The organism is Gracilibacillus sp. HCP3S3_G5_2 (assembly GCF_052063305.1).
GTDB lineage: Bacteria > Bacillota > Bacilli > Bacillales > Amphibacillaceae > Gracilibacillus.
On record NZ_JBQHXU010000011.1, the window covers coordinates 1 to 21,396 of the forward strand.

Annotated in this window: 18 protein-coding genes; 6 read left to right on the forward strand and 12 right to left on the reverse strand. The window is 33.5% G+C overall.

Annotated elements, in window-relative coordinates; all coding sequences use genetic code 11:
- Nucleotides 1-116: 116 nt before the first annotated feature.
- Nucleotides 117-617 carry a hypothetical protein gene (locus ACTNEP_RS15870; protein ID WP_441163003.1) on the reverse strand — a complete coding sequence of 167 codons (501 nt, stop codon included), beginning with the start codon at nt 615-617 and terminating at the stop codon, nt 117-119.
- 57 nt (nt 618-674) lie between these two features.
- Here ACTNEP_RS15870 and ACTNEP_RS15875 point away from each other — a divergent pair.
- Nucleotides 675-1,797, forward strand: a protein-coding gene (locus ACTNEP_RS15875) for an IS3 family transposase (RefSeq protein ID WP_099098695.1) whose coding sequence is annotated in 2 segments (ribosomal slippage) — nt 675-949 and nt 948-1,797 — 1,125 coding nt in all. Because the reading frame shifts where the segments join, the coding sequence is not laid out codon by codon here.
- 101 nt (nt 1,798-1,898) lie between these two features.
- Here ACTNEP_RS15875 and ACTNEP_RS15880 read toward each other — a convergent pair.
- The 5 genes from ACTNEP_RS15880 to ACTNEP_RS15900 form a co-directional block, all read right to left on the reverse strand.
- The gene (locus tag ACTNEP_RS15880) at nt 1,899-2,852 is read right to left on the reverse strand and encodes a hypothetical protein (RefSeq protein WP_441163004.1); all 954 of its coding nucleotides are present in this window, start codon (nt 2,850-2,852) and stop codon (nt 1,899-1,901) included.
- Nucleotides 2,853-2,874: 22 nt separating this feature from the next.
- Complete coding sequence (locus ACTNEP_RS15885) at nt 2,875-3,900, reverse strand: restriction endonuclease (RefSeq protein WP_441163005.1); 1,026 nt, start codon at nt 3,898-3,900, stop codon at nt 2,875-2,877.
- 648 nt (nt 3,901-4,548) lie between these two features.
- Nucleotides 4,549-5,037: a hypothetical protein gene (locus ACTNEP_RS15890; protein ID WP_441163006.1), complete on the reverse strand. Its 489-nt coding sequence runs from the start codon at nt 5,035-5,037 to the stop codon at nt 4,549-4,551.
- Between the two features lie 685 nt (nt 5,038-5,722).
- Nucleotides 5,723-6,019: a hypothetical protein gene (locus ACTNEP_RS15895; RefSeq protein WP_441163007.1), complete on the reverse strand. Its 297-nt coding sequence runs from the start codon at nt 6,017-6,019 to the stop codon at nt 5,723-5,725.
- Nucleotides 6,020-6,355: 336 nt separating this feature from the next.
- The gene (locus ACTNEP_RS15900) at nt 6,356-6,595 is read right to left on the reverse strand and encodes a hypothetical protein (RefSeq protein ID WP_441163008.1); all 240 of its coding nucleotides are present in this window, start codon (nt 6,593-6,595) and stop codon (nt 6,356-6,358) included.
- A 555-nt stretch (nt 6,596-7,150) separates the two neighbouring features.
- Between ACTNEP_RS15900 and ACTNEP_RS15905 the strand changes: the two genes are divergently transcribed.
- From ACTNEP_RS15905 to ACTNEP_RS15915, 3 genes are all read left to right on the forward strand, one after another.
- A complete protein-coding gene (locus ACTNEP_RS15905; RefSeq protein WP_100332641.1) occupies nt 7,151-7,360 on the forward strand; it encodes a hypothetical protein in 210 nt (69 codons plus the stop codon).
- Nucleotides 7,361-7,431: 71 nt separating this feature from the next.
- Nucleotides 7,432-7,788 (forward strand): ankyrin repeat domain-containing protein, encoded by a 357-nt coding sequence (locus tag ACTNEP_RS15910; RefSeq protein ID WP_441163009.1) that lies wholly within the window; start codon nt 7,432-7,434, stop codon nt 7,786-7,788.
- Between the two features lie 94 nt (nt 7,789-7,882).
- Nucleotides 7,883-8,083, forward strand: coding sequence for a hypothetical protein (locus tag ACTNEP_RS15915; protein WP_441163010.1), 201 nt, complete (start codon nt 7,883-7,885; stop codon nt 8,081-8,083).
- A 178-nt stretch (nt 8,084-8,261) separates the two neighbouring features.
- Here ACTNEP_RS15915 and ACTNEP_RS15920 read toward each other — a convergent pair whose 3' ends face one another.
- The 3 genes from ACTNEP_RS15920 to ACTNEP_RS15930 all read right to left on the reverse strand — a co-directional run bounded on the left by ACTNEP_RS15920 (nt 8,262) and on the right by ACTNEP_RS15930 (nt 9,556).
- The gene (locus ACTNEP_RS15920; protein ID WP_441163011.1) at nt 8,262-8,549 is read right to left on the reverse strand and encodes a nucleotidyltransferase family protein; all 288 of its coding nucleotides are present in this window, start codon (nt 8,547-8,549) and stop codon (nt 8,262-8,264) included.
- Nucleotides 8,550-8,574: 25 nt separating this feature from the next.
- Complete coding sequence (locus ACTNEP_RS15925; RefSeq protein ID WP_441163012.1) at nt 8,575-8,817, reverse strand: HNH endonuclease; 243 nt, start codon at nt 8,815-8,817, stop codon at nt 8,575-8,577.
- A gap of 496 nt (nt 8,818-9,313) precedes the next feature.
- On the reverse strand, nt 9,314-9,556 hold the full coding sequence (locus ACTNEP_RS15930; protein ID WP_100332646.1) for a YesK family protein: 243 nt from the start codon (nt 9,554-9,556) through the stop codon (nt 9,314-9,316).
- A gap of 344 nt (nt 9,557-9,900) precedes the next feature.
- On the opposite strand from ACTNEP_RS15930, the gene ACTNEP_RS15935 reads away from it, so the two are divergent.
- Both ACTNEP_RS15935 and ACTNEP_RS15940 read left to right on the forward strand, forming a co-directional pair.
- Nucleotides 9,901-11,217, forward strand: coding sequence for an IS1380-like element ISBco1 family transposase (locus ACTNEP_RS15935; protein WP_441163013.1), 1,317 nt, complete (start codon nt 9,901-9,903; stop codon nt 11,215-11,217).
- Nucleotides 11,218-11,469: 252 nt separating this feature from the next.
- Nucleotides 11,470-12,006: a hypothetical protein gene (locus tag ACTNEP_RS15940; RefSeq protein WP_441163014.1), complete on the forward strand. Its 537-nt coding sequence runs from the start codon at nt 11,470-11,472 to the stop codon at nt 12,004-12,006.
- A gap of 113 nt (nt 12,007-12,119) precedes the next feature.
- Here the strand turns inward: ACTNEP_RS15940 and ACTNEP_RS15945 are convergent, their stop codons facing one another.
- Genes ACTNEP_RS15945 through pglX form a run of 3 tightly spaced genes read right to left on the reverse strand, consistent with a single transcriptional unit; the run spans nt 12,120 to nt 21,381 of the window.
- Nucleotides 12,120-15,308: a DEAD/DEAH box helicase gene (locus ACTNEP_RS15945; RefSeq protein ID WP_441163015.1), complete on the reverse strand. Its 3,189-nt coding sequence runs from the start codon at nt 15,306-15,308 to the stop codon at nt 12,120-12,122.
- A gap of 27 nt (nt 15,309-15,335) precedes the next feature.
- Nucleotides 15,336-17,831 (reverse strand): BREX-1 system phosphatase PglZ type A, encoded by a 2,496-nt coding sequence (gene pglZ / locus ACTNEP_RS15950; protein ID WP_441163016.1) that lies wholly within the window; start codon nt 17,829-17,831, stop codon nt 15,336-15,338.
- A gap of 49 nt (nt 17,832-17,880) precedes the next feature.
- Entirely contained in the window at nt 17,881-21,381 is a 3,501-nt protein-coding gene (pglX, locus tag ACTNEP_RS15955; protein WP_441163017.1) for a BREX-1 system adenine-specific DNA-methyltransferase PglX, read from the reverse strand.
- Nucleotides 21,382-21,396 lie beyond the last annotated feature (15 nt).

Sequence of the window (21,396 nt, forward strand, 5' to 3'; positions counted from 1 at the left end):
GGATTTGGACGGGTTTACCACCTGACTTATCCATTATAAAGGACTTTTTCTTTGCGCAAAACAATAAAATTGAACATTTCGAGTATTTTTAATAATAAAATTAATTTAATGTAACGCTAGTGAAATAAAATGACCCCTTTAAAGAACTTTAGATCGACATAATCAGGGTATAGCGCTATGGCTTTTTCAATTCCAGGCAATGCAGTTTCGAATGTACCTGTCGCAATTAAGACAGAATATTTTAATTTGTATACCATAGATGGAGGAAGAACCTTTTCAGTCAAGAAGGTGAGAATGGATAAATTCACACGTTCTAATGCCTTTTGAAATTGTTGCTTGTTATAGTATTCCAAAGCTATATAATAATGGGCCCAGGCAACATCTTCTCCTGTCTTAATTTGTTGTTCTAACATCATAATGTTTCGCTCAGCCTTTTCCTTTTTCTCAATAATTGGAATTAGGTAACCATAATGATGCACTTCGATATCCAAATGTCCTATTTTACTTTTCTCTATGTTTGTCAGGTCTAAACGTTCATGCATTTTTTTGATGAATTTAATTCCTTTATTGCGGAACATTCTTGTATGGGCCATATCGGCAGATTTATTTTTATCCATTTTTTATAATGGACCCAAGATTTTAGACAGCAAGAAAGGATATGTTAAGGTAGGTTTATGAAACAAAAAAGGAAACGATATTCACCAGAATTTAAAGCACAAGTTGTATTGGAAATTCTTAAGGAAGAGAAGTCTTTAACTGAGCTGTCCTCTGAATATGGGATTCATGTTAATCAGCTGCGGAAATGGAAAACACAATTTCTAGAACAAATGCCGCAACTGTTTCAAAAGCAGAACAAGGATCAAGAAAAGATGAAAGCTGATTATGAAGAACAAATTGAAAATCTATACGCTGAAGTAGGCCGATTAACCACGCAATTGTCGTGGCTCAAAAAAAAATCTGGCATCTACCACAACTAGGCAAGAACGTGTGAATATGATCGAATGGCAAGACTCAGAATTATCCATTACAAAACAGGCAGAGCTATTAAGCCTTAACCGTTCAAGCCTTTATTATAAACCAGTCGGGCCTTCAGCAGAAGATGTAGCCATCAAGCACCGTATCGATGAAATTTATACAAAATACCCATTTTATGGGTCTCGTAGGATAACAGCACTGCTAAACCAAGAAGGAGTGAATATCAATCGCAAAAGAGTACAACGTCACATGCGAGAAATGGGGATTCAAGCTGTTTATCCGGGTCCAAATTTAAGTAAACGGAATCTACAACATCGAATTTATCCATATTTACTGAAAGGAGTGAACATTAACTATCCAAATCACGTTTGGAGCATTGACATTACCTACATTCGACTCCAACGAAGCTGGATGTACTTAGCAGCGGTTATTGACTGGTATTCCCGCTATGTCATTAGCTGGGAGCTGGATCAATCCCTAGAAATTGGATTTATCCTAGATGCCGTTCAAAGGGCCTTCTCTATAGCTAAACCCGTTATCTTTAATAGTGATCAAGGCAGCCATTTTACCAGTCCCAAATATATCAATCTACTAAACTCTAAGGAAGTTCAAATCAGCATGGACAGTAAAGGACGTGCTTTGGACAATATTATCATAGAACGTTTTTGGCGCAACATAAAGTACGAAGAAGTATATCTAAAAGATTATGAAAGTCCAAGGGAGGCTAGAATAAATATAAGAGATTACATTGATTTTTATAATTACAATCGCCCTCATCAATCGCTAGATTATAAAACACCATCATCAGTTTATTTTAATTAAACAGGTTCGTCATTGCCCTTCCCATCTTTGAGAAATTATCTTTCATGCGACAGAACCTGTCACATGAAAGGCATGGTTGGCAAGATGGGAAGGAGCAAAACTCAATGCACCTTAAATTTATAAAAAAGTTGTCTTGACGATGGGGTCCACTTTACTACCTTCCGATCCTTTTCTTTTATATTTCTAATTACATTTTCAGCAAATTCTTCACGGCTTTTAAAAAATGGCGTCGGAAAAGGTAATTCATGCTCACCATGCTCTTTATCAAAATTTAGTGATAGAGCATCATAAACATCCTCTAGTGTTACTTTTACTTTATTTCCCCTTCTAGTAGTTGTCCAAATCCTGAGATTGGAACAAAGCTTATCAAACAACCCTTTAGCAATCATTAAATTACAATTAAATGTATCTTGTAGAGATTTCAGCATAGAATTTTCTAATTCCTCTAATGAACCTTCATTACTTCTCATTACAAATGATTTTAAAAAACCTAATTCTAAAAATTCTTCACCTATTGATGATTTAAATTCATTCCACTGCACTGCTAAATCTCTATCATCAATTAATTTTTCAATTTCCACAATTGATTTTGATTGTTCTATATATGACTTTATTACTTGAATAAATTCATTTAAAGGTAAAGCACTATACTTCTCACCATCAAAAGTTCGTGTAGTTCTATTTACCCCTAAACTTCTATTGGTATATAAGACGGGTGTAATAGTCTTAACACCATTTTCCCTAGCTTCTTTCCAACCACTTGCTAATGCTCTTATTAAACTAATTTTGGTACTTCCACTTCCCCTAGTAGTTGTTTCTATTAATTTTGAAAATGTAAGATTTCCCTTTCCTGCATCTCCAACCTCATGCTTAACTTGAAAACACACTTCTTCAATATTGCCAATTCCAACAACTACATCATCAATCGTATTATGAATATCTGATTGAAAAATCACATATGAAATATTGCTATCCGGATTAATCATTTCTATAACTCGTTGTAAGCCCACGTACCATTCGTACCAGTATGGATCTCCAATTCCCGGTGTTGACATTTTATCACCTCTAAGATTGGTTTTATTCTACTTCACTATCCAACATCCAAACCCTCTTAATAGGAATCTCTTTTTTGATTTCATCGCTCAGTTTTTCATAGTTCTCAAAGATTTGTTGAATAATAGTTTTAGAATCCCAAAGACGAACTTTGAAAAATTGCTTAGGAATTTCCTTAGTGACAGAAGATTTAAATCCACTCCATGAAACTAACAAGCCGAATTCAGCACTATAATTGCTCATAGTTCCAATTAATTGGTCCAGAGTAGGTCTATCAAGAGGCGTGTCAGATGTTTTTACTTGAACACAAATTTTTGGATCTCCAAAACCAAGTGTATTGGAAGCCGCTAGTATATCTACACCGTGATCCGCACCCTCTGGACTTCTATACGTAGTAAATCCTTTTGCTTTCAAGATTTCCTCAACCAAGTTTTCCATCTTATGTCCTTTAAATCGTTGAATAATCCTCTCAGAAATTTGGTCATAAATATATTCTTCTAAATCAATCGAAACCGTTTCTTCATTCTCCTCTACTAGTTCCTTCACATTCTTATTTTTTGGTACATGCCAATTATTTTTACGCATTTCTCTAATACGCTCTTCAGCATTATTTCTGTGTATTTTACAGACCGTCATAAAGGCTCCTAATGAATACAATATATCCTGATCAAATCGATCCCTTGGTATATCTTTTGCAATCCAGTTTACATTTCGATAATGATAATAGGGACTTCCAAGTAATTCATCATACACATAATCACCCGTAACTTCACCTATATGTATAGTACGATTAAATTTAGAGGGCAATACAACTAAATCTCCAAGTTCCATTGAATGTGCTATAGGCCAAATTTGAGAAGCCCAATTTATTGCTGTTTTTTCTTTATCCAGATCATAATGTTGTATTAAGCTTTTATATAGGCTTTCTTTAGATTCAATTATTTTTAGATTGATATTAAGGTCATCCCAGGTAAGATAGACTCTTCCATCATCTAGGAATTTATTTTCAAATTCTCCTTGTTTACCTGCACGAAATAACCAAACTGTCATTTTAAAACCTCCTCTGATAAACCCATCCAAATCATATTCATTTCCTAAATTTCTTATCCCTTCTTAAATACTATTATAACATTCTTAATAAACCAAATTATGGTATGGGAGCTATCGCTAAATATTCAAATACTAGAAATACCACTAGAAAGAATACAAAAAGAAGGCAACATCCTGTAAAGATGTCCCCTTCTTATCATTAATTATTAAGTAAAAGCTCAAGAAATTTCTTTGACTGTCTCTTTAGCACAAACATTTAACACAATTTCATCATTTAAAACCGTATCGATATCCTAATATATTACGTGATACTTATAAGTAGAAAAATTTCTATAGTAGGTTATAATGTATATTACATCTTTAATTAGTTGTCTAATGAATTGCAATAAGCCAGCATTTTAAAATGCTGGCTGTTGTAATCTCTTCTGATAGTCCGCACGCTTTTGTGAAAGCTAATTAGTATGAGTAGAAAGAAAAAACAAATACGAAATATATTTTTCATCTTTTTATACAAAAACTTTTTTACTTAACTCAGTACGGGATTTGTGTAAAAACTTTAGGTTTAGTTAGGTAATTTATACGAATCGCAAATTCTAATTAGATAAAGAGTCTAAGTTCTTGTACCAAGATTCTTTATTTCGGGTTTTATTAATCTTCCTCTGAATTCTGCTTAATACCAATACCATAATGATCTAAACCCATGGTTAATAAAAGGTTTACAAGCACATTGATTTTCATAGATTTTTCTTTGCTTAATTGCTTAATTGTCTTATATAGATTTTCTGTTAAAAAGAACGTCTTTTTTTCTGAAAGTGAATCTTGATCTATTTCTAAGTAATCCCTAAATAGAGTTAAATACTTATCCCTATTTTCATCGCCGTAATCTCTACGATTTTCCTTTACTTTAATGTAAGGTTTATCTTCTTTTAACCGCTTAATCGTTTTAGTAATATCTCTTGTTAGTGATTTTTCTTTGACAATACCTCTATACACCCACTCAAAACTTTTTTCATCGTATTCAACAGCTGCATTAGTTAATTTTAATTTTAATTGTGTTGGACTCATTCCTAGTTGTTCTGCTAATTCTTCCAATTTTTGACCTTCGTTCAGTCTTTCAATAACCTCTTCAATTAACATTGACATACCTCCTCAAAGTTTTAAATATTATAACTTTGAAAAGGTCATATTCTAATAATTATTGTTGATTTATTTGAATAAATGCACTTTATATTCCTATCAATTTCTCATTAAATACTTTAATTATGATGGTCGAATTCAATTCAAGTTTGGAATTAATTCTTGTCTTATTCCGATAAAAATCCATTCCTAATCAACATTCGAGCGTATTTGGAGTAAATTTCAACCCAATTTATGTTTGATTCTCAGTAACCTATAGTTTTTCTTGTGTTTCTAATTACAGTTTCATAACCTTAATTGGGTATACCATAACATACCCACTTGAGGTTATGAACAAGCTCATAGCCCTTACATCGAACAATCCCTGATATTATCGCTTTTTTGCAATATAAATCCGCACGAAATACACAACAATAATACTCTAAGAAAATCTAAAATGACTTAATATCAATGATTTTTTTGGACCAATTTTGACAATAGTCTTACAATAGTACAAACAGATTTAAAACCACTCAATATATTTATAACTTTTAGAGTGTGCTTGTTCTCTTTGAAACAAAAAGAATTATTTTAGACAAAACTATGAGAGCTACAGCACATACTGGAACAGTTACTGGCAATAGAAATAGCGTATAAATTGACGCCCGCTTTATATTTCGACAAATTTTATACGAATTATAGAGAGTCAAGGACCAAAAATGAATGTTCCCCAAAAATGGAAGAGTGGCGGAAAAAACAAAATGACAACGGTTAAATTACCAAACAGTCCAAGTTTCCCAACCACTTTAGTAATTGAATCAACTTCATTAAACCTTAATAAAACCCAACCCATACACGCGACAATTAAACCTATAACACTAATTAAATAAAAAGTAATAAATGGTGAACTTAGTAAGGAAACGCCGATAAAATCACTTGATACCGCAAGCAATAAGAGTATAAATCCTAACCAACTACACAATCTCACAAATATCTTTTCCAAAAAACTCACCCCATTAAGCAAAAGTCAATCTTTTTGTTTTTTCGCTTGTTTGAATTAAACAAATTTTTTTCTATTGTAGCATACGTCAAATAAAAAATCTTTCCGGTTAATAACTAGAAAGCTATTTCAAATGTTTAGGACACTATGTCCTAAACATCCTCGTTACTAGGACTAGTTACTATCATCCGTAACGTTTACCTAAGTCTATTTTTATAGGATAAAGAGAGCTTGTTTGATATAGACAAATTTAATAGGAAACGATTAATAGTAACCAACATTCGAAACAAAAAGAGATGACCACTGTCCTTTGACAGCAGCCATCTCCTATTCTGTTTCTTATATACTATGCATACCAATCATTCCCCCGTCTGGAAAGATTAATCGATTACTTTCATCAAACTTTAACTCCTCTTTTGCAGAGAAAAAATAGAAGGAATCACCACTTCCCATCTTCTCTACTTCCTCTTTGTACCGGATTCGAAAAATAGCTTGTACCTCCTCTAAAGACTCTGCATCAATTACTGTAAATAATTCATCCTTTTCCTTCGTACTTTTTACGATGTAGTAAGATTCCATGTTCTACTCCTCCATTTCATTCATTTTTATAAAATAAAAAACATCGATAAGAGTGCTAACGATCGTAATCGCCGCACATCTTACCGATGATTTTTAACCAATTCTATGGACCCAAAAGGCCTTTAATTTTGTTATTGATTAAGTAAAAGTAAATAAAAATATCATTACATTATTATTCTAACTTGTAACATTCTGTATTTTAAGCCTTCTTGTAACTATCTTCAAAATCTATTTTTTTAAAACATCTTTGAATTTGAATGATATGAAAGTATAAGATTAATTGAAAGAAGGAAAATGCTAGTGTAACTAAATAACGCTTCACTTAACAATAACGCAGTGGGAGTAAAAATAGGCTAAACAAACTGTATAACCCACTCCATTCCACTAAATATCAAGCATTGTTCTTATTCATGCCTTTAAATTGGACATTTATGACCATGAACTGCCCAGTTAAGGAAATGGAGTATACATTTGATATTTATTGATTCATAATAGATTGTAAATAGCTTAGTATGTAATAATGAAATCATACGAATCCAAAGCAAGGTGAAGTTAATGGACTTCTTTAAACTTATTTTTTACATCAATGCGATGGCAATCAGTCTGAATGTAGCAGCAACCTATTTAGTTATTGTAAATCTGATTTTAAATCAACCAATACACCCTTTTTTAATTTTAGGTTTAATTGTTGGTTATGGAGTGATGATTAAGTACAACTTCGTGTTTCATGAACTGTGGGATAAATGGTTTAATCATAAAAAGTAAGAGTGGAATAGTATCCAACAATACTCTTTTTCTTAGTATGATTTATTGAAAAGTGAAAGAGGTGTTCAGAAGTGGACTATTTCATGCTTTTGCGAAATGAAAATGTATCAGATTTAGACGAATATTTAAAAACACATGACGTGAATGAGGAAATAAATGAACAAACCCTTTTATATTGGGCGGTTCATGAAAATAATTTCACCTTTACCAATAGGCTTATTCATCATGGTGTCGATGTCAATAAGAAAGATAAACTAGGTAGAACTGCACTTCACATTGCCTGCTATTTTGGTTTTTATGATATTGCGGAACTTCTATTACAACATGGTGCAGTAGTAGATAGTACCTGTTTTAAAAGGGCATCTAGTGGCTGGGATAGCCATTATCAATCAGAAATAATAGAATTGCTTAGGAAGTATGTTCAGTAACTATCAGAAGCTAAAATTACCGATATAATCGTGTAACAAGGAAGTGGGAGAAACACAGTTATCAACAACTCTACATTTGAAAGGTGGGTAATTGATGAATAAACCTAGAGATAACAAAGAGTTCTGTCCATATTGCAATGCTGATCTGCAAGGAAAAGATATCCCAGAAAAAATACGTCATCACTATGGTAGTGCGACGCACGGTTCACGAAAGATTGCAATTTATAGTCGTGAGGAAGACCGAACCCTGAAGTGGCAGTGTCCTGATTGTGGAGGGGAATGGGAGCGGGAATGAAATAATATGTTGTTGGTTTTGATAGCAGGAGACATTATGTAGCCGGCAAAATATTTGGAGATAAAAATGTAGCGAATGCATATTTCCGTGATTTAAATGGTGAATTAACGGGAGCAATGATTGGAGAGACTACATCTCAGCTAATAAATGTGAAGGCCCGGCTTTTACTTGTATGTTTTCACAGTTGAACAGCTTCTGCTAATATAGCCTGTCTTATACTGCAATGAATGGCATTTTCTGTAACAACATCAACACTTATACCAAGTAGATCTTCCAGTTCATGTTTAAACCGAATCAGATCAAATAAACTTCTTTCTGGATCAATATCAACTAGTAAATCAAGGTCGCTATTTGGTCCATCTTCCAATCTTGCTGCCGATCCAAATACTCGTATATTATCAATCCCATGCTTCTTTCCGATTTTTATGATTACATCACGCTTTTCTTCAAGAACATCACATAACACCGTTCATCCCTCATTTTTTGCCCACTTAAACCTGTCCATTCAATTCTACGCTACCTATAAATCCCTCATACTCCATGTCATCTTTATCTTGATTGCACTTAATGCAAGTACAAACACAGTTTTGTGGGGTGCTGCCGCCTTTTGCTCTGGAAACTTTGTGATCAATTGTATCAACGTATGCGATGTTCTTTATAATCCCGGCAAAATAATTTCCATTCCAATTATCTTCCAATACGCAATAATATGTTTCAAAATATGGTTTACTCAATATTAATACTAAATTTTTCTGAGGATATTATATCAAAAATGGCGGTAATGGTGTGTTATTGCAGCAAAAAACCCTTGCTGAATTATCAAGAAACTTGAACAAATGGAAACAAAAATATGGCGTCAAGCGAATTGAGTTGTTCAGTTCATATAGTCGCGAAAAGCAAAATGAATCAAGCATATTGATTTAATCGTTGAGTTTAACGATTCGGACCTATCTTTTGATCATATATAGAATTAAAATTTGAACTTGAGGATTGTTTTCAGAAGTCGATAGATTTGATGATAGTAAATGATATTAAACCTGCTTTAAAACAGAGTATTCTAGGGAGTGCAATATTTGCAGAAGAAGCCTAGATTGTCATGGAATTATTAGCAAACCTAGATAGTAAAGAGATCCAATTACTGATAAGATTCATTCGAGAAGAAATGGAATACTATTAAACTCAAAAGTCTTTGAAGAAATTTCTTTAAAGTCTTCTATGTCATTTATTTCGCTACTTGCGTTCGTTAAGAATATAAATATACATACATGCAGAAAATATCAGCATTCCAAAACTAATAACACCTAACCCCATTCCAATCCATCTACCGATAAAAAAGGAACTAAGTAAAACGGACACAAAGAATACAATTGTTATATTTGCAGCTCTTGTTTTGTCTTTTACTATTAATAAACTAAATACAAATACCACCATATTCGCAAGAAAGCCTATCAAAATTGGTATTAAAATATCCATTTTATCTTTCTCCTACTTTTATTTAAAATATATATACTTACTTCCATACTAAAGTATAAATAATGGGTAGTGAAGATATATATCTAAGATTAGAGCCTTGTTGAAATCTAGCGTTATGTGTATTCAATTCCAACTCTTATAGTTAAAAATAGTAATAAATATCTATAAATATGATGTTGAAAATATAACCTGAATTATTCACAGAAATTCAGAAACTTATTATAACTTATGGATTACCAAGCCTTTTCGGCTTTATTGTAATTCATTAAAAAAATGAAAAAAGAATCCATTTCTGTTAAAGTTAAAGTAACCAAAACAAAAACCAAACAGAAAGGACTCTTTATATGGTTACTTTAACGCAAAAAACACTTGATTTCAATCATAAAATTAAATTGTCAAATGATGGAGGTTCTCTTTCCTCCGATAATACAGGTGAGTTTCTTTTTAGAGAATTCGATGAAAAAATTGGTTTTTCAAAGACTTTAGTTAAGTACTTGAGACCTAACGATTCAAGGAAATATTATCTTCATTCAAATGAAAACTTGTTACGTCAAAAAGTCTATCAAATCATTGCCGGGTATGCGGAAGATGATGCGGCTGATCAGTTGACTCATGATCCTGTGTTTAAGGAAATCATTGAAACTCCAACACTTGCTTCCCAGCCCAGTTTGTCTCGCTTTTATACACGATTTGATAAAGATTCAATTGAACAATTAAATCTGGCTAACCAAGAAATGCTTGATAAGATTCATTGTTTTCGACAATCGAAAGAGTTATTTATCGACTTGGATTCGACTCATTCGGATACATATGGGGACCAAGAATCTTCGTCATATAATACTCATTATGGCACGATGGGTTTTCATCCATTAGTCGCCTTTGATGGTGCGACTGGTGACTTTTTGAAAGCACAACTCCGTCCCGGAAATGTTTATACATCAAATGGTGTGGTGGAATTTATTCGGCCTCTCATTAAACATTATAACGAAATGTTTCCGGAAACTACCCTGTTTCTTCGTGGAGATAGCGGGTTTGCTGTTCCGGGATTATACGATCTGTGTGAAGAAGAATCTGTTTTGTATATTATTCGGTTGAAATCGAATTCACAACTACAAAGTTTAGCGAAGGAATACCATCCTTCTTCCGCACCTTTAGATGTTTCCAAGACGGAAACCTATTATGAAGAAACGATTTACCAAGCAAAATCATGGTCAAAACCAAGAAGGGTGATTATTCAATCGGTACGTCCTGCAGGTGAGCTGTTCTTTACCCATTCCTTTTTTGTTACTAACTTTGAATTAGCTTTTCCTCAAGATATCGTCCGAGCTTATCAAAAAAGAGGGACGATGGAAAACTATATCAAAGAAGCAAAAAATGGCTTTTACTTTGATCATATGAATAGCCACGCTTTTCTAGTGAACGAAGTAAAAATGATGTTAACACTTCTTGCATATAATTTGACCAATTGGTTACGAACTCTTTGTTTTCCGGAAGGTCAAAAAACTATGCAAATTGATACGATACGTACTCGGTTAATTAAAGCGGCAAGTAAAGTCGTGAAATCAGGCAGATCCCTTTACTTCAAACTATCATCGAGTTTTGTGTATCAAAATTTCTTTTGGGATGTACTGAATCGAATTCAAAAACTACAATTGGAATGACCAATAGAATACTTCTCATAACTGAAAAAAATAAATTTTTCAGTCAAGGGGGAAGTATGCCCAAAATACCAGAGTTGTTCTATTGAAAATTCAGTTATTTTATGAATTGGCTACGGTTCTTAATTAAATACCGTTATGTTCAACTAATTTAACAAATTTTATCAAATGGGATTTGTAGCTATGAATATTTCAGGTATAAATAAATTTTGAAATAATGAAGTTTGCAAATCTGGAAAGGAGTCGTGATAGATCTTGAAGAAAAAAATCTTTCTAGCTGGATTAATAGCGATGATTTTAGCTGTTATGACCGCATGTGGTTCTGAACCTAGTAGTGATGCAGCAAATGAACAGGACACAGAAGAAACCGTAGAAGAACAACCAAATGATTATTCTACAGATCCAGAAAAACCAATTGTATCGAATGGATCTAATTCAAACAGTGAAGACACCACTGTAAATAAAAATAGCACCCAGTCCATTGAAAATGATACTAATACGTCCGAAACCAATGATAGTAATATAGAAGCAGACCCTTCGAATAATCAAATAAAGGAAGAAAGCATTCATCTTTCTAGCGGAAGTGAAGCAATTCAATATTTGGCAAAGGAATTAGAAATGGAAAATAATGAGGATATTATTTTTGATGACATGGGTGGTTCCTTAGAAGAAGATGCACAAGGTTCTTATTACACGATAACATTATATTCAAAAGAACTGAAAGAAGCTGGTGGTTCTGGTACCCTCGAAAGTTATAAAGTGTATCAAAACGGAAAATATGAACTACAATGATGTTTCTGTTAGAATGGAACTATAGGTGAATCAAAAAATCCACCCTAACTTCTCCTACAAAGTTAAACGGGTGGATTTTATTTTTCTTTATTGAATTCATGGACAACTAACTATTATAAAAGCAGTTTCTGTTGGACAATTCGAATAAAGTGATGTTCTCTTACTTTATTATCTACGATTTCATAGACATACACTTTACTCTTAATAGCCTCATAATCCCCTTCTACCGATTGTCGTTGGAATTGTTTGATATCATTCGTTACGACAATTAAACGACTTTCTCCATCTGCTTCTTCACTAATAAAATCAATTAATCCGAAAGAAGGCTGTTTTCGAATATTTATTCTACCTTGACTCAATTCATATTCTTCTATTACATGTAAATAATCATCTGATATAACTCGACCACATTCTACATTAGTAGGCGTTACTTTAAATTGAGCAATTCGCTTTACTGGTTTTAATTGAATCGAACGTTCTCGATCTATCGCATTCAAACGTTCTTTACTTCGATCTTCCATCTCATCTATTTGAGCATAGGTTTGATTAATTAAAGCACTGTTTTTACCACCGACATTTTCCTCTTGATATTTTTGTAAACGTTCTTGCAGAGTCTCCATTTGATTTTCAAATGATTTTCTAAGGAAAACACGTTTTCTATTAGTGTATTCCTCGCGCTTTCTTTGTGTAGTTTTTAGTAATTTTCTAGCTTGTTGAATGACATATCGTTTAATATCTTGATCCTCATTCTCATAGGTCTTGATTACTTCTAAGGATTGGTGAAAAAGTAAGTATGGTGATATTTGGACAAACTCACCATTTTCACGTTTACCGGTTAACATCAACTTCTGCTCCAGCTCTCTACCATTACCGTCAATAATCGAAACTTGATTTAACTCCATAATCATTGGTTCCGTTATGGAAGCATTTACTTCATATAACGGCAGAATGGTTTGCTGCATTTCTTTTGCGGTTAACTTCATGACTAAGTTAAACAATGGATCATCGTTCTCGATCATTGGGAGTTTATCCGTTTCTTTTGCTGAGGTAAGAGCAAAGCGTATGGAGTTATCAAATTGAAACATCAACTTTTGATCACGTGCAAAGTCACGAATACGTTTTGGGAAACGATCAATCCGAGCTATGGTTTGGTCATTCGATACACTCATTCGTGTTCTAGTATTTTTTAATCCATTAACAACAAAACGTCCATAAAAGCGTGTTGGAACACTATGCATGGATACTTCATCAAATGAACGCTTCGCACCTGGCAAATCAAAATTGTCGTCTAAACGTTCATTTTGGGCAAGTTCAAGCAGTCGCTTATGTTCTTCTGATAATGTTTTTTCCATATGCTCGATGATTTCATCTAAATTTTCACGATCTAAGATGGCTTTTTCCATAACGGAAGATAAATCTGCTTGTTTATCCTCTAGAACTTCGCCAACAAAGTCATAGACTAGATCTTGTCCAAGGTCTTCACGCATTTGTTCCATTTTCGTTAACAATCTTGTTAACACATCACCTTCACGAGTATTAGTGGCAACTAAGTTAAATACAAATACCTCATTTTTCTGACCAATACGATGAATTCGCCCCATCCGTTGTTCCAATCGATTTGGATTCCACGGAATATCATAATTTATCATTTGGTTACAAAATTGTAAGTTGATGGATTCACCACCTGCATCGGTAGCAATCATAATTTGAACGTCATTTCGGAACTTCTCGACTTCCTCTTGTCTTCGGTCCATCGAAAAGTCTCCAACAATTTTAGCTATATCCGGTACATAGGCTTTTAGTTTCTTCTCAAGATAATTTAATGTATCTTTGGATTCAGTAAAAATCAAGATTTTTTCACCTTTTGCCAATAAACCGCCTGCACCAAACAATGTCTTTTCTAGCTCTAAAAATTTTCGTTCATTTTCATTTTGTCTGATTACATTTGCTTTGCGAATCAATTGATCCAGCATTTCGATTTCTGTTTGTAATTCATCATAGTCTAGTTCTTCAAATTCACCCTCGGCATATTCCTCTAGTAACTCCTGTTCTTCTAACGATATATCTTCGTAATCTTCATATTCTAGCATGATTTGTTCTGCTTTTTGCCCTGTTTCTAATACACGTTGTAGTCGTTCTTTTCGTCGTACTAAAGAGAGATAAATTGCTTCGGTTGAAGAACTTAACCGTCTTTGTAAAATCATCATAGCAAAAGCAACATTAGGTTTATTGTTTTTCTTCGCCCGATTAAAATAGTGCCGAACATATTCTGTGACCGCATCATATAAATCAATTTCTGCTGGACTTAAGTTAAATCCTAGTGTTTTTGTCGTACGTTTAGGGAACAACGGCGTGCCATCAAAATTAACCATATTTTCCTTTAAACGACGAATGACATAAGGGTTACTTTTTTCAAAAATGGAGTCCCCTCGATTGAGATTAGAAAATATATCCGGATCAATTAGACTCATTAAGTGACGAAAATTCTCTTTGTCTCCTTTATGCGGAGTTGCGGTTAATAGCAAGGTGTGTTCTGTATGCCTTAATAAAGTTTCTCCAAGTTGAAACATTTTTGTACGCTTCACTTTTCGTTTCTTTTGACCAACGGTATATGCTGCCATTTTATGCGCTTCATCCACAATCACTAAATCAAATTGAGCATTTATAATCATATTTTTAATGTCCTCACGAGAAGCCCAATACATCGATACAATGATTTGTTGGTGCATCTCAAATGGATTCATCTCACCGGATGCTTTTAAATAATCACGGGTAATGATTAAAAAATCCTCATCAAATTTTTCTTTTAACTCTGCTTGCCACTGTTTCAACACAAGAGGTGGTACTAAAATTAATGTTTTTCGAACCATATTTCGGGCTTTTAGTTCTCGAATTAGCATTCCTGACATAATCGTTTTACCAGCACCAGGATCATCCGCTAGCAGAAAACGTACTTGTGGAGCTTGAAGCATTTTGCTATAGACAGCTTCGATTTGATGCGGAAGAGGGATCATATTCTTATTCCCACGCGCTCTTGATTGGGAATATTCTCGTTCCGTTTTTAATACATGATATTGCAAATAATGCTGAAAACGCTCCTTTAAATTGTCCGATACGTCTTCTTCAGAATATCGCTCCACTTCATGCAGCTGATAACTCTCCAGATAGTTTTCAAAGAATTGATTGGATTCTCGTCCAACTGCTTCTACTAAATATAAATCTTCATCTATCGTTTCGATATGTTTAATCTGAACCGGCTCTGGCCAAAAGGAAGCTCCTACAATTTCCCCTTTTTTAAGCACAATTACACCTTCTTTTCCTTCTCAAACTTAATACAATGCCTCGTATAAGCGTAAAACAAACTCTTCTTCTAAATAAGGCTCTGTTCCTTTCTTCGTAACATGCTCGATTCTTAATGTACACGTCTCACCAATTTTATAATGTTTTTCAATCAAACTAAATTCAACTTGTCTATTTCGGTCCTTATTTTCTCCTTTTAAATCAAATACGAGTTCCACTTCATTGGAAATACGTTCATCGCCTTGATAGAACGCTGCACGTACTTTACGTGAGGTATATTCATCGGACACACTCTGCTCTTGATAAAATGAAATCGGCACACGGTAGTTTGTAATTACTTTTTGTACCATCGCTACTGCAATATCAACAGGCTGTGCTTTTTCAATACGGCGGTAGTCGATTAATGGTACAACTGCTTCTTGTGGTAATGCACCGCCATGAATGAATTGTAGACCTCCACCTGTTTTAAATCGGTTCAACCCTTTTGCTAAAACAACTTCAACATTTTTTAATGGGGTTTGTTCTTCCTTTAACTTTATTGCTCCTTCAGGAACTGATAGTTGGTATCCAATCGCAAATCTACGATTACCGTCCATTACTTGACCTGCCACAGCTGAAATTTTCCCATATTCTTCAATTTGTTTAAATTGAAATAAAAATCCATGATCTGCGGTTATAAAAATCCGTTTTGCTTGCAGTCGTGATAACCGGTCTACGGCATAATTTAGATCTTGAATGGCCTGGTGAACCGCTTCATAGGTTTCTCGTTCTGACTTCGCTGAATCTCCTAATGCATCAATATGGTCATGGTATAAATAAACTAATCGTTTTCCTCGTAATACCTGTTCAGCTTCAGTCGTTTTCATATCGAGTAATGCTTTTAATTTAAGTACTTCGGTTTGTGGTTCAACAGATTGTAAGATTTTACGTCGATTATCCAAACCCTTTGTTGATTGACCGTCTGCATAAACTACTTTATTCTCATCCACGGTTAGTTCTCGATGTGGCAAAAGAGATGCCATCCCTAATTGTGTATATGTTGGATAACTGGCAGTCATCGGTTGGATCGTGGATGTTCCATTTTCCCTTTCTTCTAATTGGGTATGTAGTTCATGGGCTGCTTCGTATCTTAAAGCATCGGAAATAATAACAAATACCCTAGTTTGTTCTTTTTCCAATATAGGACGTATGTGTTGCGCAAAAAATCTTCGTTGTGGCACCAATGTTGATATATAACCTTCCGTTAGCTTATAGTTTATCTCTTCTGATATATGACGTAAGAACTTATTTTCGTACCAATTTGTTAATCGGCTTGCAATCTCTTCTAACATTTCCTTTGATTCTAGTTTAGTAAAATCATGCATAAAATGACGATATGCTTGATCAACTTCAAATACGTATGCTGCGTAACTTTCGTATAAATCATCTTCCTTATACATACGTATAATGGTTAATTTCAATTGCTCCAGCCGTATTGCTTGGAATAAGGTGTTATATATGGCATTTAATTGGCCTTTCGATCCCCAATGGGTTTGTAACCGTTGTTCAATTAAAGATAATCGCTCACTTACATGAATAATTTGATGAAGAAATTCATCGATACATTTTTCAATAATCAATGCATCTACAACAGGGAAAGTATCTACCATTGTGAAATGATCTAACTCTTGTTGTGAAAGTACTTCTCTTAATCGATTTACTCTTTCCCAATCTTTAATGCGCTCTTCTAATACTTCTTTGTCACTACGTTGTAGCCATTCTTCAATAAATAATGCACAGACGTTAGGTGCGGATGAGGTCCACTTATCTTCCCATTCATCAACAGAAAACTTCGCGTTTCGCTTAAAATGTTGATAGATTAAGACATTCATTAATTCGACTAATGGTTCTTCCGTCTGTTCTAAGGATATACCGAAATATCTACCAATAATTTCGAATGCTCGTTCTAATGAAAAGTTACGCTTTAATTGTTTCATCAAGTCATTTTCTTGTATGTATAATTCTTGTAAAAGAAGTTGACGTGTAATTAACCGAATATCCGGCACAGGTGCTTTGGTTACCACCGCCATCATACTCAATTCAAATTGGTTTTGATCAGCTTTTTGAGGTAATACTTTTGTCAATCTCCTTTTACGTTCTTTACTTCCAAAGAACAAAGGATATTGTTCCATCATTGGACGTAAGACATGATCTGACACTTGTAAGGTTTCGGATAACAAAGCAGTTTCATCTGCTTTAAATTCAGCACTGTATAACAAGATATCCAACAACATATTATCTGCATCTTCCGGTCTTGGCCCATCGGTATAGATTAAAAATGATTGATTTGGTTTCTCTAGTTCTATTTCAACTTTTAATTGGAAAAAGTTACGCTCATTTACATACCTTACTTCTACCTCTTCTAATTGTTCTTTAAGTTCTTCCACATCCACTTGAGCTTGTGCATCATACCAAAATACAATAGCACGCCCTTTTGTTTCTTTCTCTTGCTGTATTTTTTCTTGTAATTTCTCTATTACATTCATAACTTCCACCTCGTTATGTAAAGAGAAAGAGGGAAACTCCCTCTTTCTGTTATTTAATCTTTGCTAGAACTTTATCGAATTTGGCATAGTTGACTTTCACACCGTCATCTAAATCAATTTCAATTTGTTCATTTGCATATACTGCTAAATGCTTATCAAATTCCTGGAGTTCTTCTATCTTCTTCTGGTAAGCTATTTTAGCTTTTTCAAGGTTACGTCTATCTGTAGCAGATAGACTTGGATTTGCTAACCGTGTATCGATCATTTCAATCTCATTTTGATATTTCGCTTGAATCTCCTGCAAATGATCAAAACGAATCGTTGCCATCGTATCAGGCTGATATCGATGCATATAAATGAGCGTCCGTAATCCTTTTTGTTTACCAGAATCAACTAACCAATAAATTGGTCGTTTTTGATATGTTTTACAATGGTCTTTGAAAAATTCATCTAAGAAGTAACGCCGTAACCGTTCTTCTGGAGATTCATTCTTTTTCATCTTTAATGATTCAGCTAACCAGCGCACGTTTTCGTCTACCGTATCTGGACTATAGGCAACCGATAAAAACTCTCTTAGGCGGACAATGATATCATTTTCAAAATAGTGGTCGTCTGTTAAAAGAATAAGACCATTTGGGTTTGGTTTAAAAGTCTTGTACTTCGATTCATCAAACTCTCCACCAGCATATACTAAGCCTTCTATGTCTAATGAATATCGACCCATTTCACATCCGATGTAATAAGATAAAAAAGACCTTGTTTCTCTTTCACGATTGGCTATTGAGATTGTAATTTCATTGTCTTCTACTTCTGAAGAAAGTTCATCTTGTAATTCAAAATAATTAATATATATTTCATTTAAATCTTGTTCATTGTGTTTTAAATTATTAAATCTATTAATAGTTTCTTGACCCCAATTTTCAAAAGCCTTTGATATGGTGTTACCTATTTTATACTGTAAAAAAGGATGATTTTTGAAATCCCAAGAAGTTTCAAAGGAATCCCAATCTAATTTTGATATATGAATGTTTTCTTTTGTTAGTTTATTCACCATATCTTTCAATTCTTTGCTCAAAACTGGAAGTGGTAGACTAGCAACATTTCCAACTTGGAAGTTTAAGGTTGGATTTATAAATGAAATAAAATATGGAGAAACTTTACTTGCTAGATAACTTAAATATATATATATATCTTCATCAGGAAACAACGAAGATCCTCCTACATCAAACAGGAAACCTTTTGGCGTATATCTGACTCCAAAATTTGAAGAACTTACGAATGACCAAGTTATACCTTCCTTAAACATATAATCTAGATTTTGTGGTCTTGACTTTAATTTACCATTTGAATCTTTGAAATTTTTAATTTCATATCCATCATTTTCCCAATTAACAATTTTTTCAAAATTTCCATACCACTTCCTATAAGATCCCCCCTTGTTATAGGGGAACCATTTATAATCTGATTGTTTAGCTTTTGAACTTGTCTCAATTCCAAATCCAATTCTGTTATGACTAACTTCATACCAATTTCGTAAAAATCTATCATTATCAGCTGTTGCCATACCTTGTCGTGGTTTTGCTATTTCCTCAAGTGTATTTGATTCCTTAAAAATTTCTCTTACCCTTTTAGTTGCCCAATAAGCAATTGGAGAGCCAGGAATATTATGGAAACTTTTTTGATTTATATATAATTTATTTTTACTTTGAGAAAAATGATCTCTCTTAGAGAGTGAATCATTATAATCAACCAATCTTATAAAAGCGCTATTATAATTAGGCACTGCAATTTTCCGAAACGTTTGGGAAGATGTTTGAACTACTTCACCACCTATGTCATCAAACGCCTTACTCCCTAAATGAACCAAATTTAAAATTGTACAATGATTTAGTATGTACTTTCTTAAGTCTTCAAAGCTACTTAAAAACATCCAAGAGTGTTGTGTTATTGAACTATTTATACCATACGTTTCAGTTAAATCATTAATTCTCTCGATGAATGCAGCATATAAATCAAAATTTGATTTATTGTAATTTTTCTTGACATATTCCTTTAATAATTTATTCATTCCCCTATTCCCCATATATGGCGGGTTAGTAATTACTACATCATACAGTGAGGACAAAACTATAGATTGCTTTAAGATTTCTTTAAAATCCTTTAACTGATCATATGCAATTATATTATCTATTGAAACTTGAACTTCACCAAGATTGTCTATACGACTCAAATACTTTTCATATTTTATCTTTGGAGGAGTTAACAATGAACCATAATTTTTGGCATCTTGAAATAAGTAAGTAATTAATTCAATCTCTTTTTCCTCTTGTTGATTAGTAGCTAATATTGTTTTTAATCCATCTAAATCCAAGTTATTAGATTCAATTATAGCTAAAATATTCAATTTTACGTTTTGCTTAAAAATGCGCCTTGACTTTTCACGTGCCTTCATCATTAAAACAAATGAAGCCATTTGAGTGGCTCTTTCATCAATATCTATTCCATAAAGATTATTTTCTAGAATAAGTTTTGGAATTTCTCTGCTTAAGTATCCTGCTTCTTCATACATTTTATAGAGTAAGTCAAATGCATAAACTAATATATGGCCAGAACCTACACATGGATCAATAATTGTTATTTCTTCTAGATTAATTGATTTATATCTAATTTCCTCAAGTTTCAACTTTACTTCTTCAGCTTGAGTAGCTGGTTCAATGTAATATTTGAGTGACTTTTTAATTTCTGAATTCGGATTAGCCTCTAACCATAATTGTCCTAAAGAGTTTTCAACCATATACTGTACAATCCATTTTGGTGTAAAAAATTGAGTAGCGGCTGGTATCTCATTCTTTTCAGCCTTTTTATTCTTTCTTAATTTAGCGAAAACTGCATCTTTCGGCTCTGCATTATAATATTGATACAACCAACCTATAACTTCTACTTCGTTAAAACTATTAGTTAACTCTTCGTTATCGATTAATTTAGAAATAATAAATTCACTATCCAATAAATAATCCGGAAGTAGTAACTCAGTATAGTCGTTTATTTTTTCAAATAAAGTTGGCAGTACTTTATTTAGGTTGTTACATTGTGCAACAAATAGTTTCCTATATGCTTGCTCGTTTTCTCCTCTTTGAATTAAGATATTGATTTCCTTACTATCAACATCCAAATTCATCGTTTCATATTGAAGCAAGATATCTGGTTCGTTCTTGCCAGAGCTACTGGATAGTACATTGACACGGTCAGGTAAGTAGTTATTTACTTCCATATACCGAATCGCTATAATCCGGTTAAACCACGTATAAGCTACTTCTTCAATTAATTGTCCATAACCAACCGTATTTAAACGGTTTTGTAGTGTCCGTAAGGCGTGCTTTAAGTCTTGAGGAAATGTCTTGCCGTTGACAATTAATTGTCCATAATTCTCTTCAATTGTTAGCTCAGAATTTTCTTTCGTAATCCCATATTGTTCTGCCTTCAATGCCACTTTTTCAAGCAAGTCACGTCTCGCTTCTACAGCAAATTTTTTTAACTCTGCTTTATTCATTTATTTCACCCCTAC